We start from the raw sequence: 14949 nt of genomic DNA, 5'->3' as shown, positions 1-14949 counted from the left end.
CACTGCGGACGCACCGAATACAACGGAATCAAATTCCACGCACCCTTTGCGCCGGTGCGTTATTCGCGCGCTGGGAAGTCGAATCCGAGGCGGGCGCGAGCGAAATGCGTACACTGGCCCAGCCGGAAGCAAATCTGAAACAGGTGTCCGTCAGCCGACGTTGGAGGGTAATTGTCAACACGACGCGACGACATTCTCGACGCAGCACGGGACCTGATCGTGCGCGAGGGTTACGGCGGCGCCAGTCTGCACGCGATCGCGCGTGCGACGGGTGTTACCCGCCCCGCGCTGTACGCCGAATTCGGTGACAGGGACGAACTTTTCGAGGCACTGCTCGATCGCGAGGAAGAACGGGTGCTGGCCATGGCAGCCGAGGCGACTCCGGTATTCCAGGAGGGCGCGGATCTGGCCGCGATCGCGGCGGACGTTTCGGCCGATGCCGTCGATATCTTTCTCGACCTCGTCGCGGCCGCGCCGCAGAGCTGGCGATTCGTGCTGATGCCCGGCGACGGCCTGCCCGAAACCGCGCACGAGCGGGTGGATCGCGGCCGGGAGGCGCTGCGGGAGCGCAGTCGAGCGGTACTCGCGCTGATCGCCGCGCTCACCGAGCGAGATATGGACGAAGAGTTGTTGAGCCACGCGGTGATCAGTGCGACCGAGACCGGTGCGAGGCTGGTGCTCGCCGAGGACGGCGCGCAACGGCGCGAGGCGGTATCCGAGACATTGCGCTGGGTGGCGCGCCGGGCGGTCGCCGCCGGAATCGGAGAGAACTAGCGATGGCCGACGCGAAACAAGCAGCGCCCCACAAGCAATCGCCTAAACGCAAGTACGCCAAGCGACTTCAGCCAGCGGACCGGCGTGAGCAACTGCTCGACGCGGCGTTGCGCATTGTGGCGGAGGCGGGATTCACCAGCGTGAGCATTGCCGCCGTCGCCGAGCGGGGCGGGGTGACCAGGCCGGTCGTCTACGACTCCTTCGGCAGCCGCGACGAACTGCTCGAGGCGCTCATCGAACGCGAGACCGCCCGCATGGCGGCGGCAGTCGCCCGCTCGGTCGCCGATACCGCCACCACACCCGAATGCGGCACCGCCGCACCGGAACAGCTGCCCGCTATGCTCGGCCACTTCCTGACCGAGGTCTGCTCGATGCCCGACACCTGGCGACTGGTGTACTTCCCGATCGACGGTGTGCCGCCGGTACTGCGGGAACGGGTCGCCGCGGCTCGCGACGAATTGCGCGTACCACTGCGCCAAGCACTCGGACTGTGGCTGGCGGAGGAGCCCGATGCCGATGGCGTCGATCCGGATGTATTGGCCCAGGTCGTACAGGGCACCATCCAAACCGCGGCGCGCCTGGTGCTCGACCATCCCGATGAATTCGGCATCGACCGAATTCTGGCGCTGTTCGACTACCTGTTCTTCAGTGCGGCGTAGCGACTTTCGCCGTTCGATCAGTTCGCCCATGTCGGTCCGGCGGGCCGTGATTTGACCCTGACGTTACGTCAGGCTCGACGATGTGGCGGTGAGCGAAACCTACCCAGCATTCGATATCAGTCCGGTTCCCGTACCCACGCTCGACGCCGTGGCGCCGGAACTTTTCCGCGGCCTCTACGGGATGCCGATGTTCGTCACGGTGCCGACGGCCGATCTGGACGCGTCGGTGGACTTCTGGACGCGCGGACTCGGCTTCTTCGACCTGTTCTCCGTCCCCGGCCGACTCACCCACCTGCGGCGCTGGGCATTCCAGGATGTCCTGCTCGTATCCGCCGACCAGACCGCGGCGGCAACTGAACTGAGCGTGAGCTTCGCCTGCGTGCTGAGCCAGCTCGACGAGATCGCGGTCGCGTGCGAGCAACTGCTGCCCGGTTGCACGTCCGGTCCGCGGCCGATGCCGTGGAATACGGTGGACCTCGAGATCCGAACGCCGGACAACACGCGGGTGATCATGACCGCGGCGCGACCATACGATCCGAACAGCGCCGAAGCCGAGTTGTTGCGCTCCATCGGGATCGGGGAGCCACCGAAGTGAGCGCGCCTGTCAGACTGGTCGGTGTGACTGATCAGGCCGATGCCGGTCGCACCGTCGGTGCGGCCGCCGCGTGCACAGGCGTCACGATCCGGACGCTGCACCATTGGGATGCGATCGGGCTCGTGTGCCCGACCGAGCGCACCGACGCCGGGTACCGGCTCTACACGAGCGCGGACATCGCCCGCATCCATCGTGTGCTCATCTACCGTGAGCTGGGCGTACCCCTCGATGAGATCAAGACGGTCCTGGATGCGCCCGCCGCCGACGCGACGTCGTCGCTGCGTCGGCAGCGCGACGAACTCCGCGAGCGCGCCGCTCGTCTGCAACAGATGGCCGATGGCATGGACCGCTTGATCGAGGCCAGAGAATCCGGAATCCTGCTTTCTGCCGAAGAGCAGATCGAGATCTTCGGCGAGCACTGGCAACCCACCTGGACCGCCCAGGCCCACGACCGCTGGGGTGACACCGCCCAGTGGGCCCAGTACGCCGAACGCGCCGCGGACCGAACCGCCGAGGATTGGCAACAGATCGCCGACACCGTCGACGCACTCAACGCCGACCTCGCCGCCGCCTACCGTGCCGGAGTACTCCCCGGCAGCCACGAAGCCAACGCCTTGGCCGAACGCCACCACGCCTCGATCGACACCTACTTCGACTGCACCCCCGCCATGCACATCTGCATCGCCCGCGCCTATCTCACCGACCCGAACTACAGCACCTTCTTCGACACCCTCGCCCCCGGCCTGACCCCTTGGCTATCCGCCATCATCCACGCCAACGCGGGTCAGCCGAGAATGGACTGATGTCAGCGTCCTCTCGACGTTTGCGTCGAGGGTTCACCTGGTTGCGACGAGCGTCCCGCGGGCTCGGAATTCCTGTGGCGGACAGCCCTGCCAGCGACGGAAAGCGCGGATGAAGGAGGCGGCCTCGGCGTAGCCCAGGCGGGCCGCCACCTGTTCGGTGGTCATATCGGTGTGGCTGAGCAGTTCCTCCGACATCATCTGGCGTACCTCGTCGAGCAGGTTGCGGAAGGAGGTGCCTTCGTCGCGCAGGCGGCGAGACAGCGTACGCGGGCTCATGAAAAGCGCTGTGGCGACGGCGATTTGGTCCGGAATCTCACCCGGATCGCGGACCAGCAGGTCACGCACCGAACCGGCGACGCCGGTGCGGGCGCGGCGGGCGGTGAGCAGATCGCGGCACAGTTGTTCGCATGTTCCGCGCGCCCATTCGTCGGCCTGCGGCAGCACGACATCGAGATACGAACTGTCGAAGACCAATTCGTTGACCGCCGCGTCGAATTGCGGCTCGACACCGAAGACGGTGCGGTAGCGCGTCGTATCCGCTGGAGCGGGATGGCGGAAGCTGATCCGGGTGGCGGGCACACCCGCGGAGAACCGCTCCCGGCCGATGGACTGGATACCGGTGATGACACGCTCGGTGAGGAAGGCGCGCACATCCTCAGGTATCGCCGAATCGTCGAAGATGAGCCGCGACTCGGCCGGTCCCTCCTCGAAGGTCAGCCGACCGAATACGAAGGCCGAATCGACATACCGCAGCGAAACCTCGATCACCTCGCGCACCGTGCGACTGCTGAGCAGCGCCAGCCCCCACGGTCCGTACAGCGATAGGTGATAGCGGTGCCCGGCCTCGACGCCCAATCCGGGTTCGGCGCCGCAACGTGCGAGCAGATTGCGCACGACGCGCACCTCTTGCCGCGCCGTCACCGCGGCATCGGGATCGCTCACCGCCTCGGGCGCCAGCTTCGTACCCTCGAGGCAGACTTCCGCCGACATGCCGCGTTCCTGCGCCAATCGCATCAGCACATGCACGCTGGATGTACTACGCAGGAGATCCCAATCGAACACTGAACTGCATCCTCGTCGAAGCCTGGTCGCGTCTTGCTCTTGGCGGAAGGTATCAATCCTTTCTTCTCCATCGCAGGAAAATCGGAACACCCGGTGCCACGCCGACGGAAATGCCACGCTGGAGGGAGGGGCACAGCACAGGAGGTGAGCCGGATGAGTACGGCGGAACAGCAGGTCGAGATCGAGGTACACAATCCCGCCGACGGCAGCGTCACCGGCCGGGTGCCCGACGAATCGAGTGCGGCGGTGGCCGCGACGGTGCGCGAATTGCGCCTGTTCCAGCCGGAATGGGACGCGATCGGTCCGGATAAGCGCGCCGAGTGGCTCTTTCGGCTGCAGGATTGGCTGATCGATAACTCCGACGAGCTCACCGATGTGGTCCAGTCCGAAACCGGTAAGACCCGCTACGACGCGGAGATCGAGGTGCCCGCTGCGGTCAATCTGATCAAATACTGGGCGCGCAACGCCGCGAAATTCCTGCTCGATGAGCATCCGGTTCCGCACAGTCCGCTCGGGCGCACCAAGCGGCTGGTCAAGACCTATCGGCCGCATCCGGTGGTCGGGATCATTACGCCGTGGAACTTTCCGCTGCTCAATGTGTGCTTCGATGCGCTGCCCGCGCTGATGGCCGGTGCCGCGGTGCTGGTCAAGCCGTCGGAGGTCACGCCGTTGAGTGCGGTCGCGCTGTCGCGCGGATGGGCCGAGATCGGTGCGCCGCCGGTCTTCGCGGTGTCGACCGGGCGCGCAGATACCGGACGCGCGGTCGTCGAGGCGGTCGATTACGTCCAGTTCACCGGGTCCACCAAGACCGGTAGGGCGATCGCCGCCGCCTGCGGGGCGAGCTTGACCCCGTACAGCCTGGAACTCGGCGGCAAGGATCCGGCGATCGTCCTCGCGGATGCCGATATCGAGCGGGCCGCGGCGGGCATCGCCTATGGCGGACTGTTCAATTCCGGTCAGGTCTGTATCTCGATCGAGCGGGTGTATGTCGAGGCGCCGGTCTACGACGAGTTCGTGACCAGCCTGACCGAACAGGTGCGCAAGCTCCGGCAGGGACACGACGGGCGCGGGTTCGCTTTCGATATCGGCGCGATGGCGACCGAGGCCCAGCGCGATATCGTGGCACGCCATGTCGAGCAGGCGGTGGCCGCGGGCGCGCGGATCACCACCGGCGGCAAGGCGACCGGGGTCGGCACCTTCTTCGAACCGACCGTGCTGGTGGATGTGGACCATTCGATGGCGTGCATCAGCGAGGAGACATTCGGCCCGACCATTCCGGTGCTGAAGGTCGCCGACGAGGACGAAGCGGTGCGCCTGGCCAATGACTCGGTCTACGGGCTCTCGGCCACGGTCTGGACAAGAGACCGCAAGCGCGGCGAGCGGGTGGCGCGGCGGCTGGAAGCCGGTGCGGTCAATGTCAACGACGCTTTCGCGAATCTGTTCAGCTTCGCGCTGCCGATGGGCGGGTGGAAGGATTCCGGGATAGGCGCGCGATGGGGCGGGGCCGCCGGAATCCGGAAATACTGTCGCCAGCAAGCGATTACGGTGCCACGCGTACCGGCGATGAAGCGTGAGCTGATGTGGTATCCGGCCTCGCGTGGGCGTTTGCGCGTGGTGGCGGGATTGATGCGCGCGCTCGACGGGCGCGGCAGGCGCAAACTGCCGAAATTCTCGGTCGGCAAGCGATAAGGCGCCGAATCAGGCGAATATCGAACGTGCGACCCGGAATCCGACATCGTCGATCCGATAGGTCGGATGGCTGCGCCGTCGCACCGAGGCCCGGCAACTCCACTTCTCGTCGGACCAGCCGCCGCCGCGCAGCACCCGATACGAGTCGTACACCTCGGCGTCGTAAATGTCCCAGCACCAATCCCATACATTGCCGAGCATGTCGTACAGCCCCCAGGCGTTGGGCAGCTTGGCGCCTACCTCGTGCACATGCTCTGCGGAATTCCCTCGATACCAGGCGATTTGGTCGAGCTCGCCATATCGCGGCCCCGAAGTGCCCGCCCGGCACGCATACTCCCACTCGGCCTCGGTCGGCAGCCGGTACCCCTCGCTATCGGCATCCCACTCGACCTCGTCGTCGTGCACGCGATACGCGGGCGGCAAACCCGCCCCCGATGACAAGCCATTGCAGAAGCTGATCGCATCGAACCACGAGACACCCTCGACCGGCAGCCGATCACCTCGAGCCACACTCGGCACACCACCGGTGACCTGCTCATACTGCGACTGGGTAATCGAAAACGCCGCCAGCCGAAACTCTGCCACCTCGACCGCCCAACTCCGCTGGGTCCGCCGATCCGACAGCGTCACCAGCCCCGCGGGCAGCGCGACCATCTCGATTTCCGCACGCACAGCTAGCCGATGGTAATGCATGCGTATCGTCTTGCGGCGTCGCGGCGACCAGGGCGGGTCATGGATTTCTGATACCTGCCGCACCTGCCGCGCTGACGAAGCAGAGCGTGTCGGCGAAAGCCTTGGCGCGCCTATGACCTCCGGCCTAGCCTGGACTCCCAGCGCGCGAAGAGGAGACGACAGTGCCCGACGTCCGTGAAGTGTGGCAGAGCCGAGTCTGGGGAAATCTCGGGGCTCCGGTTTACGACTTCGTGCTCGACCATCCACAGGTCGCTCGGCCCGCCGGGCAGGTGATGTGGGGCTGCGATACCCGAAGGATGTATGCGGCGATGGATGTCGTCAACCAACTGCCGGAGGGTTCCGCATTGCTTGATCTGCCGGTTGGCGGCGGCGTGACCCTGCGTCGACTCGCACCCGATCGCAAGCTCCGGTATGTGGCCGCGGACATCTCCGATGACCAGTTGGCGGCGGCGTGTCGGGCGGCCGAGCGCGCCGGGCTCTCCGATATCGACTATGTGCGCGCGGACGTGGTCGACCTGCCCTTCGCCTCCGGCGAATTCGATCTGGTGGTGAGTTTCGCGGGCCTGCACTGTATGCCGGATCCGGCCGCCGCGGTCGCCTCGCTCGCCCGGGTACTCGCGCCGGGTGGACGGCTGGTCGGCAGCTGTGTGGTGCGCGGGGTTCGGCCGCGCTTCGACGTGCACATGCGGGTGATGCGGACGATGGGCGTATTCGGTCCGTCCGGAACCGCGGCCGAGCTGTCGAGCTGGATCGCCGCGGCGGGCCTGCGCGAGGTCGAACTGGAGTGCAACGGCGCGCTGGCGCAGTTCACGGCCGTGAAGGACTAGCCCCGCGGCTCGTAGCGCGGGCCGACCAGGGCGATGGCCGTATCGACCGCGACATCGATGATGTCACGGATGTCCTTGCCTGCCTCGACTGTGGAGGCGATGAGTTCGCGGTAACCGCCGTAGAGGATGGTCGCCATCTGACGCGTCGGCGGGTGCAGTCCGGGAGCCTCGAAACTCGGTGTGGCGGTGAGGCTTTGGATCAGATTGATGAACGCCTCGCCGGTATCGTGGTGGAGCTGGCGAGCGGCCTCGCCGAGCGCGGGGATATCCCGAATCCAGGCGAGGGTGATCGACGTGTCCTGATCGGATGCGTGGATCCAGGCCTCGATGGCCTGCCGGACCTGGGTGCGCCAGGGCGCGGCCGGATCGACCGCATCGTAGATCTGCTGGATGGTCTCGTTGTTGCGCTCGGCGAGCAGCGCGATGAAGCAGTCCTGTTTGCTGTCGAAATGCTCGTAGAAGGTGCGGCGAGAGGTGCGCGCATTGCGGACCACATCGGCCACGGTTGTTTCCCGATAACCGCGATCGCGCACGGCCTCGGCCATCGCATCGAGGAGGCGACGCCGGAATGCGGATTCCGGCGTGCTCTCGGTCGCGAGGTTGGTGGTGGGCTCGGCACGTGTCACAAGAATCAGGTTAGTTCGCCCCGCCGCCACTGCGATCACGACCTCACACGCACCGGAATCTGGTCCGATACGGCGGCCCGGCTCGCGAACCGGATGGTGCCGTCCTCGATCCGCCCGTGGCGCAGTGCGAGCACATCGTGGGCGTAGTTCATACCCAATCGCCACGGCCGTCGCGATCCGGCCTTGGGAAAGTGTTCGATGGAACGCTGGACATAGCCGGACTGGAAGTTCAGTAGGGGCTCCGGGGCGATACTCGGATCCGGCCACGGCGTGCACTGGTCATAGCCGTTGTCGTCCATATGCCGCAGCAACCGGCACACGAATTCGCCCACCAGATCCGCCTTCAACGTCCAGGACGCATTGGTGTAGCCGATGGTGAAGGCGAAGTTCGGGACGCCGCTCAGCATCATTCCCCGGTAGGCCATGGTGTCGGGCAGTGGGATGTCCCTGCCGTCGACGCTGAATTCGATCCCGCCGAAGGCGAGTAATTGCAAACCGGTGGCCGTCACCACGATATCGGCGGGAAGCTCGGCGCCGGAGGCCAGGCGCAGGCCGTCGGCGGTGAACTTCTCGATGCGGTCGGTGACCACGGCGGCGCGCCCGGCCCGGATCGCTTGGAAAAGATCCCCGTCCGGCACCAGGCAGAGCCGTTGATCCCACGGGTTGTAGGTCGGTTTGAAGTGGACGTCCACCTCGTATCCGGTCGGCAGTAGCGCGGCGGTCTGCTTGCGGATGAAGTTGCGCATCACGCGAGGACGACGCTGGCTGAGTTGGTAGATGAGCGTGCCGATCAGCACGTTCTTCCAGCGGGTGATCGTGTACGCCCGGCGGGGTCCGAGCCGTTCGCGCAAGCGGATCGCCACCGCGTCCTCGGTGGGCACGGACATGATGTAGGTGGGGGAGCGCTGCAGCATGGTCACCTGCGCCGCCGCCTCGGCCATGGCCGGAACCAGGGTCACCGCGGTGGCCCCGCTGCCGATCACGACGACTCGCTTACCCGCATAGTCCAGGTCGGCGGGCCACTGCTGCGGATGTACGAGCTGCCCACGGAAATCATCGATTCCGGCGAACTCCGGGGTGTAGCCGTGGTCGTAGCGGTAGTATCCGCTGCACACGTACAGGAAGCCGCAGGTGTATGTCGAGGTGGTGCCGTCGTGTTCGGCCGTCACCGTCCACTGCGCCGCTTCGGTCGACCAGGATGCGCCGATGACCTTGTGCCCGAATCGGATTCGGCGATCGATACCGGCTTCGGACGCGGTATCACGGATGTAGTCGAGGATCGACGGTCCGTCGGCGATGGCCGCGGCCCTGGTCCACGGCCGGAAACGGTAACCGAGGGTGTGCATATCGGAATCCGAACGCACCCCCGGATAGCGGAACAGATCCCAGGTGCCGCCGATTGCCGTGCGAGCCTCCAGAATTGCGTAGGTGCGCTTCGGGAAGGCAGTCTGCAGGTGGTGTGCCGCGCCGATGCCGGAGAGACCGGCACCGACGATCAGCACATCGAAATGCTCTGGCCCACCCGTCTCCCGGCCGCCACCCGTCATCGAATCGCCGCGCGAGGCTCTCATACCGTCACTCCTGCCTTGGCGCGAGCCCGCAGCTGCCGTTCCAGTACCGCGAATATGTCGTAGTAGTGCGTCGGCGCGATGCGTGCGAGTGCGTCGAACACATAGGCATCGGGCCCGACCAGAATGCGGGACTTCCCGCGTTCGACTCCGCGGCAGATGATTTCGGCCGCCTTGTCCGGTGCGGTCAACGTGATCGCCTCGAACTCCGCCGCCATCTGCTCATGCGAACGGCCGCGCCCCTCGGGATCCTTGCGCACCCGGGCATTGCGCGCGATGTTGGTGGTGATACCGCCCGGGTGCACATTCACCGCGGATACGCCGGTGCCCCGAAGTTCCTGGCGCAGTGAGTCGGTGAAGCCGCGCACCGCGAATTTCGCCGCACAGTAGGCACTTTGATTCGGCATACCGAGCAGTCCGAATACGCTGGAGGTATTCACGATGACGCCCTGGCCCTGTTCGACCAGGATGGGCAGAAACGCGCGGGTGCCATTGACCACGCCGTCGAAGTTGATCTGCCGCAGCCATTCGTCGTCTTCCGGAACCGCGTCCAGCACCGACGAGCTCACCGCCACACCGGCATTGTTGAATACCGCCGCCATCGGCTCGGTCAGCCAGTCCTCGACCTCGGCGGCGAAGGCGAGTTGGTCGGCGGCATCGCGGACGTCGAGCACGCGCATGAGCACCGGACCGGTCAGGGTGGCGGCCGTCTGCTTCAAACCGACCTCGTCGATATCGGCGATCGCCACGGGCGACCCACGGCGCGAAAGCAATTGGGCGAGACTGCGACCGATGCCGGAGGCGGCGCCGGTGATCATGGCGGGACGGCCGGACAGCGGCCTAGCGGTGCGGGGCATCGGTGCTCCTGGCGGTGCGGACGTGGGTGTCGATGAGGTCGGTGAGTGTCGGCTGGATGCCGACAGGCAGGTCGTGGCCCATGCCGGGCAGGGTGTGCAGGCGCGCACCCGTGATGGCGCTCGCCGTGACCGTGCCGCCGGTCGGATTCACCATCAGGTCGCGGTCACCGTGCAGGATCAGCGTCGGGGCGACGACGGCGGCGAGTTCCGCGGTGCGGTCACCGGATTTGAGGATGCCTGCGAGTTGACGGCCGACGCCCGGTGCCGGATGGGGATCGCGGTCCCAGGTCGCCGCCGCGGCGGCGCGCACCGCCTGCTCGTCGAACGGATAGCCGTGCGAGCAGATGTGGCGGTACATGCGCACCGAGCGGTCGATGTGCTCGGTCCGGGTGCGAGCCGGTCGGGCGAACATCAGCCGCCAGGTCGACAGGGCCGGACGCCCGACCCGCGCCGCGCCCGTGGTCGACATGATCGAGGTCAGCGAGGCGACCCGGGCCGGATAGCGGGCGGCGACCGTCTGCGCGATCATCCCACCGAGCGACATCCCGACCACATGCGCGGAGCTCAGCTCCAGCGCGTCGAGCAAACCGACCGTGTCGGCGGCCATATCCGAGAGGTCGTATTGCGCTGTGTGCCACCGCTTTCGCAGGAAATCGAGCGGGCCAGGTGGCGGGAAGCCGAAGTGCGTCGACTTGCCGACATCGCGATTGTCGAAGCGGATGACGTCGTAGCCGCGCGCGACGAGTTGTTCACAGAGACCGTCGGGCCAGTCGTGCAGTTGCTGACCGAGTCCGGCGACGAGCAGCAGCGGAGTGCCGCCGTCACCGAGGCGCTCGTAGGCCAGGGCGACGCCGTGGCCCACATCGGCGAATTGCTCACTCATGCCGTCACCTGTTCGGCCCTGGTCTCGGCAGTGATGGGCCGGGGCGCGCGGCGATACACCACGGCGCGGCCCTTCTTGGCGGGCACCAGCGCGACACCACGGAAGTGCGTGCGCTCATCCGGCGCGACCGTCGGCTCGAGCGTGAAATCCCGCAGCAGCGTGCGCAGTACGACATTCATTTCCATCGTGGCGAAGGCCGCACCGATGCAGCGCCGAGCGCCGCCGCCGAACGGAATCCAGCTGAAGGTGCCGGGCCGGACACCGACGAAACGATCCGGATCGAAGGCGCGGGCGTTCGGGAACAGTTCTTCGTTGTCGTGCATGAGCCGAATGCTGACCAGCACATTCTGCCCCTTGGGCAGCGTCCACCGACCCAGCTGCATCGACTCCGCGCGGATGTTGCGGACTGCGGAGTCGATGACCGGACGCACCCGCTGCACCTCCAGCAGGGTGGCCTCGCGCAGTGCCGAACCGCCGTCGTCGACCTCGGCGACCAAGCGTCGCAACACTTCCGGATGTCTGCGCAGCCGCTCGACGGTCCACGACAGGGTGGTCGCCGTGGTCTCGTGGCCGGCCGTGAGCAGGGTGAGCAGTTCGTCGGCGATCTCGCTGCGGGTCATCGCGGTGCCGTCGTCGTAGCGGGCCTGCAGCATCATCGCCAGCACATCGTCGCGGTCGGCGAGGTGCTCATCGGCGGCGGCGCGGTCGATGAGCCCGCCGACTATCTCGTCGTAGTTGCGACGGTGTGCGGCGAAGCGGGCCCATGGCCCGTACCGCCCCAAGAACTTTTGCGGCACCGGAAGTGCCGCGAGCGCCGATCCGACCAGCACCAGTTTGGGCAGCAGTTCGCGCAGTTCGTCGAATTCCTTGCCCTCGGCGCCGAATACGGCGCGCAGGATCACATTCAGGGTGATCCGCATCATCGAGTCCATCGTCGCGAACTCCCGGCCCTGCGGCCAGGTGGCCAGCTCGCGCACCGTCTCCTCCTCGATCAGCGTCTCGTACACCGCGAGACGACGACCGTGGAACGGCGGAGTGAGCAATTTTCGCTGCTTACGATGTTCGGCGCCGCGCAGCGAGAACAGTGAGCCGGGACCGAGGAACTGCCCGAGATTGACATCGACGTTATCGGCCACATCGGAGCTCGCGGTGAACAGCGCCTTCACCTCGGCAGGCTCGGACAGCACCACGATTCGCCCGAAGCGCGGTAGGTAGACCGTGAATGCCGAGCCGTATCGCTGATGCAATCTGCGCCATGCGCGGGTGCGGCTCGCCATCACCTCGATGGCCTGTAAGAAGGCCGGACTCGTCGGCCCGTCGGGCAATTTCACCGTGGTCATACGGCACCTCCCAGCGTGGTACATCTATGTACCATCAGCACGGTACGCTCACGTACCGTGTGTGGCAAGGGTCACTTTCGGAATTGCCGCCCGCGGCGGCGGTGCAGGTAGTTAGCGTGGGCGCGTGCGCAAGCATCGTTGGGTGACAACGGGCGGCTGGTTTCGCGGCACGGCTCGGGGTTGGTTCGCCGTCCTTGCGGCCGTCATCGTGCTGATCGGTGTGGCCGGACCGGCGCCCGCCGAGCCGGTCGCCGCCGATCTCGTCACCGTCGATACCGGTGAGTTGCGCGGCATCGTGGCCGCGGAGCATCGACTGTTCGAGGGCATTCCCTATGCGGCCCCACCGGTCGGCGAATTGCGGTGGCGGCCCCCTGCTCCGGCCGCACCTTGGCCCGGTATTCGGGATGCCACGGTGGCCGGGCCGAGCTGCCCGCAGGAAAACGACTTCTACGGGGTATTCGCCGCGAACCCGACGAAGTCGGAAGACTGTCTGTTTTTGAATGTTTCGACGCCGCGCAACCTGCCCGCCGACGGCGGTGGTCTACCGGTGCTGGTCTGGATCCACGGCGGCAGTTTCGTCACCGGCTCCGGCGATATTTACGGCGCCGACCCGCTGATCGCGCACGGCGACGGCGATCTGATCGTGGTCACGATCAATTACCGGCTCGGCACGCTCGGCTACCTCGCCGCCTCGGCGCTCGACGACGGTTCCGGGCCCGGTAACTACGGCTATCTGGATCAGCAGGCGGCATTGCGCTGGGTGCAGCGCAATATCGCGGCATTCGGCGGTGATCCGGAGCGCGTGACGCTGGCGGGCGAGTCGGCCGGTGCGACGTCGGTATGCACTCAGATGGTCGCGCCGAGCTCGCGTGGGTTGTTCCGTGCCGCGATCATGGAGAGCGGACCGTGCAGTCCGGGTGTGTCCGCCGCGACGGCGGTGACCGATAGTGACGCGTACGCCGCCCGTCTCGGGTGCGCCGGACCCGATACCGCGGCGTGCCTGCGCGCACTGCCGGTCGATACGCTGGTGAACGATCCCATCACCGCGACGGTGTTCGGGGGCCGGTTCCTGCCGTCCGGGCCACAGGCGGCCGTGCGCAACGGCGCCTTCGCCGATGTGCCCACGCTCGTCGGTGCGAACAACGACGAGATGTCGCTGTGGGTGTACATGAAATACGGTGTGCCCCTTGGCAGGCCGCTGACCGCCGCCGGATACCGCGACGCACTGGCCGCCGCCATGCCCGACCTGACGCCGGAGCAACTCGACCGCGTCGAACAGACCTATCCGGCCGCCGCCTATCCGGAACCCGCACTCGCACTGTCACGCGCCTGGACCGATCGCATTCTCGCCGTGCTGGTTGTCGAATACGACGGGCTCGGCCCGCGCACGCCCACCTACACCTACTCCTTCGACGACCCGGCGCCGCTCGGCCCACCGAATACCTTCCCGCTGGGCGCATACCACGCCAGCGAATTGGCGTCTCTGTGGAGCCTGCGCGACCTCGGCTGGTTATACGGCGCCGTCCAGACGCCGGACCAACAGCGCCTCGCCGCCGAAATGCGAAGGTACTGGACCCGATTCACCATCGAAGCCAGCCCGGATCCGGCCGGTCTCGAGCCGATCCCGGCCTATGATCCGGCCGCACCGCTGGTCATGTCCTTCCGGCCCAGCGGAAACCGGCTCATCGACTCCTATGCCGTCGACCACCGAGCCGACTTCTGGAAACCTATGCTTCCGCGCTGAACTCGGGTCAGATCTTGCGGATGACGGTGACGACCTTGCCGAGGATCTGCGCGTCATTACCCGGAATCGGTTCGAACAGCGGATTGTGCGGCATGAGCCAGACATCCTTACCGGTGCGCTTGAACGTCTTCACCGTCGCCTCACCCTCGATCATCGCGGCCACGATATCGCCGTTGTCGGCGACATTCTGCTGGCGCACGACCACCCAGTCGCCATCGCAGATCGCGGCGTCGACCATCGATTCACCGACGACCTTGAGCAGGAACAGCGAGCCGTCGCCGACCAGTTCGCGCGGAAGGGGGAAGACGTCCTCCACCGCCTGCTCGGCCAGGATCGGGCCACCGGCGGCGATCCGGCCCAGGACGGGCACGAAGGTCGGGACCGGCCTGCCGGTCTCGGCATCCTCGGTGGTCGGCAGGCTGGTCACCGCGCGCACCGCCTCGTCGAGACCGCGAACGTCAACGGCGCGTGGGCGATTCGGGTCGCGGCGCAGATAGCCCTTGCGCTCGAGGGTGCGCAGCTGATGGGCGACCGACGAGGTGGAGGTCAGTCCGACCGCATCGCCGATCTCGCGGATGCTCGGCGGGTAGCCGCGCTCGCTCACCGAGGTGCGGATGACCTCCAGGACTTTGCGCTGACGCACGGTGAGATCCGCTCCGGTACCGGACGGGTCGGTGCCAACTCCGCTCTCGTCGCCCGTGTCGTCTGTGTGGCTCACCGCAACCGCCCTTCTGTGTCCGTTGATTTCGTTTAACGAATCTAGTCCGGTAACGCCGATGTATCAAACATCTGTTCGAGGCATGTCGGCGTTTTCTGCTGACTTTGTCGG

The 14949-nt window shown here is 66.5% G+C and carries 15 protein-coding genes; 7 read left to right on the top strand and 8 right to left on the bottom strand.

All coding sequences use genetic code 11. From position 1 onward, the window contains the following. Positions 1-171: 171 nt before the first annotated feature. The 4 genes from NP3_RS05520 to NP3_RS05505 all read left to right on the top strand — a co-directional run bounded on the left by NP3_RS05520 (position 172) and on the right by NP3_RS05505 (position 2831). Entirely contained in the window at positions 172-774 is a 603-nt protein-coding gene (locus NP3_RS05520; RefSeq protein WP_063038422.1) for a TetR/AcrR family transcriptional regulator, read from the top strand. 2 nt (positions 775-776) lie between these two features. After that, positions 777-1433 (top strand): TetR/AcrR family transcriptional regulator, encoded by a 657-nt coding sequence (locus tag NP3_RS05515; RefSeq protein WP_063038420.1) that lies wholly within the window; start codon positions 777-779, stop codon positions 1431-1433. Between the two features lie 88 nt (positions 1434-1521). Beyond that, positions 1522-2028, top strand: a complete 507-nt coding sequence (locus NP3_RS05510) for a VOC family protein (RefSeq protein WP_063038428.1) — start codon at positions 1522-1524, stop codon at positions 2026-2028. Positions 2029-2051: 23 nt separating this feature from the next. Beyond that, positions 2052-2831 (top strand): MerR family transcriptional regulator, encoded by a 780-nt coding sequence (locus NP3_RS05505; protein WP_063038430.1) that lies wholly within the window; start codon positions 2052-2054, stop codon positions 2829-2831. A gap of 33 nt (positions 2832-2864) precedes the next feature. Here NP3_RS05505 and NP3_RS05500 read toward each other — a convergent pair whose 3' ends face one another. Then, on the bottom strand, positions 2865-3893 hold the full coding sequence (locus tag NP3_RS05500; protein WP_157124123.1) for an AraC family transcriptional regulator: 1029 nt from the start codon (positions 3891-3893) through the stop codon (positions 2865-2867). A 153-nt stretch (positions 3894-4046) separates the two neighbouring features. Here NP3_RS05500 and NP3_RS05495 point away from each other — a divergent pair, with 153 nt between their 5' ends. Beyond that, entirely contained in the window at positions 4047-5582 is a 1536-nt protein-coding gene (locus NP3_RS05495; protein ID WP_063038416.1) for an aldehyde dehydrogenase family protein, read from the top strand. 9 nt (positions 5583-5591) lie between these two features. On the opposite strand, the gene NP3_RS05490 is transcribed toward NP3_RS05495, so the two are convergent. After that, entirely contained in the window at positions 5592-6236 is a 645-nt protein-coding gene (locus NP3_RS05490; protein ID WP_063038414.1) for a formylglycine-generating enzyme family protein, read from the bottom strand. A gap of 200 nt (positions 6237-6436) precedes the next feature. Here NP3_RS05490 and NP3_RS05485 point away from each other — a divergent pair, with 200 nt between their 5' ends. Next, on the top strand, positions 6437-7102 hold the full coding sequence (locus tag NP3_RS05485; RefSeq protein ID WP_063038412.1) for a class I SAM-dependent methyltransferase: 666 nt from the start codon (positions 6437-6439) through the stop codon (positions 7100-7102). On the opposite strand, the gene NP3_RS05480 is transcribed toward NP3_RS05485, so the two are convergent. Genes NP3_RS05480 through NP3_RS05460 form a run of 5 tightly spaced genes read right to left on the bottom strand, consistent with a single transcriptional unit; the run spans position 7099 to position 12376 of the window. Further along, positions 7099-7728: a TetR/AcrR family transcriptional regulator gene (locus NP3_RS05480; RefSeq protein WP_063038426.1), complete on the bottom strand. Its 630-nt coding sequence runs from the start codon at positions 7726-7728 to the stop codon at positions 7099-7101. The genes NP3_RS05485 and NP3_RS05480 overlap by 4 nt on opposite strands. Before the next feature lie 35 nt (positions 7729-7763). Next, positions 7764-9299 (bottom strand): flavin-containing monooxygenase, encoded by a 1536-nt coding sequence (locus tag NP3_RS05475; RefSeq protein WP_245720826.1) that lies wholly within the window; start codon positions 9297-9299, stop codon positions 7764-7766. Beyond that, positions 9296-10153: an SDR family NAD(P)-dependent oxidoreductase gene (locus NP3_RS05470; protein WP_063038410.1), complete on the bottom strand. Its 858-nt coding sequence runs from the start codon at positions 10151-10153 to the stop codon at positions 9296-9298. The genes NP3_RS05475 and NP3_RS05470 overlap by 4 nt, the downstream gene beginning before the upstream one ends. Further along, positions 10137-11036, bottom strand: a complete 900-nt coding sequence (locus NP3_RS05465; protein WP_063038408.1) for an alpha/beta fold hydrolase — start codon at positions 11034-11036, stop codon at positions 10137-10139. The genes NP3_RS05470 and NP3_RS05465 overlap by 17 nt, the downstream gene beginning before the upstream one ends. Then, positions 11033-12376, bottom strand: a complete 1344-nt coding sequence (locus NP3_RS05460) for a cytochrome P450 (RefSeq protein WP_063038406.1) — start codon at positions 12374-12376, stop codon at positions 11033-11035. Before NP3_RS05460 ends, NP3_RS05465 begins: the two co-directional genes overlap by 4 nt. Before the next feature lie 124 nt (positions 12377-12500). Between NP3_RS05460 and NP3_RS05455 the strand changes: the two genes are divergently transcribed. After that, entirely contained in the window at positions 12501-14120 is a 1620-nt protein-coding gene (locus NP3_RS05455) for a carboxylesterase/lipase family protein (RefSeq protein ID WP_218024813.1), read from the top strand. Between the two features lie 7 nt (positions 14121-14127). On the opposite strand, the gene lexA is transcribed toward NP3_RS05455, so the two are convergent. Continuing rightward, a complete protein-coding gene (lexA, locus tag NP3_RS05450; RefSeq protein ID WP_063038402.1) occupies positions 14128-14838 on the bottom strand; it encodes a transcriptional repressor LexA in 711 nt (236 codons plus the stop codon). Positions 14839-14949 lie beyond the last annotated feature (111 nt).

This window comes from Nocardia pseudovaccinii NBRC 100343, assembly GCF_001613225.1.
Lineage (GTDB): Bacteria > Actinomycetota > Actinomycetes > Mycobacteriales > Mycobacteriaceae > Nocardia > Nocardia pseudovaccinii.
This window is presented reverse-complemented; position numbering and strand designations above follow the sequence as displayed.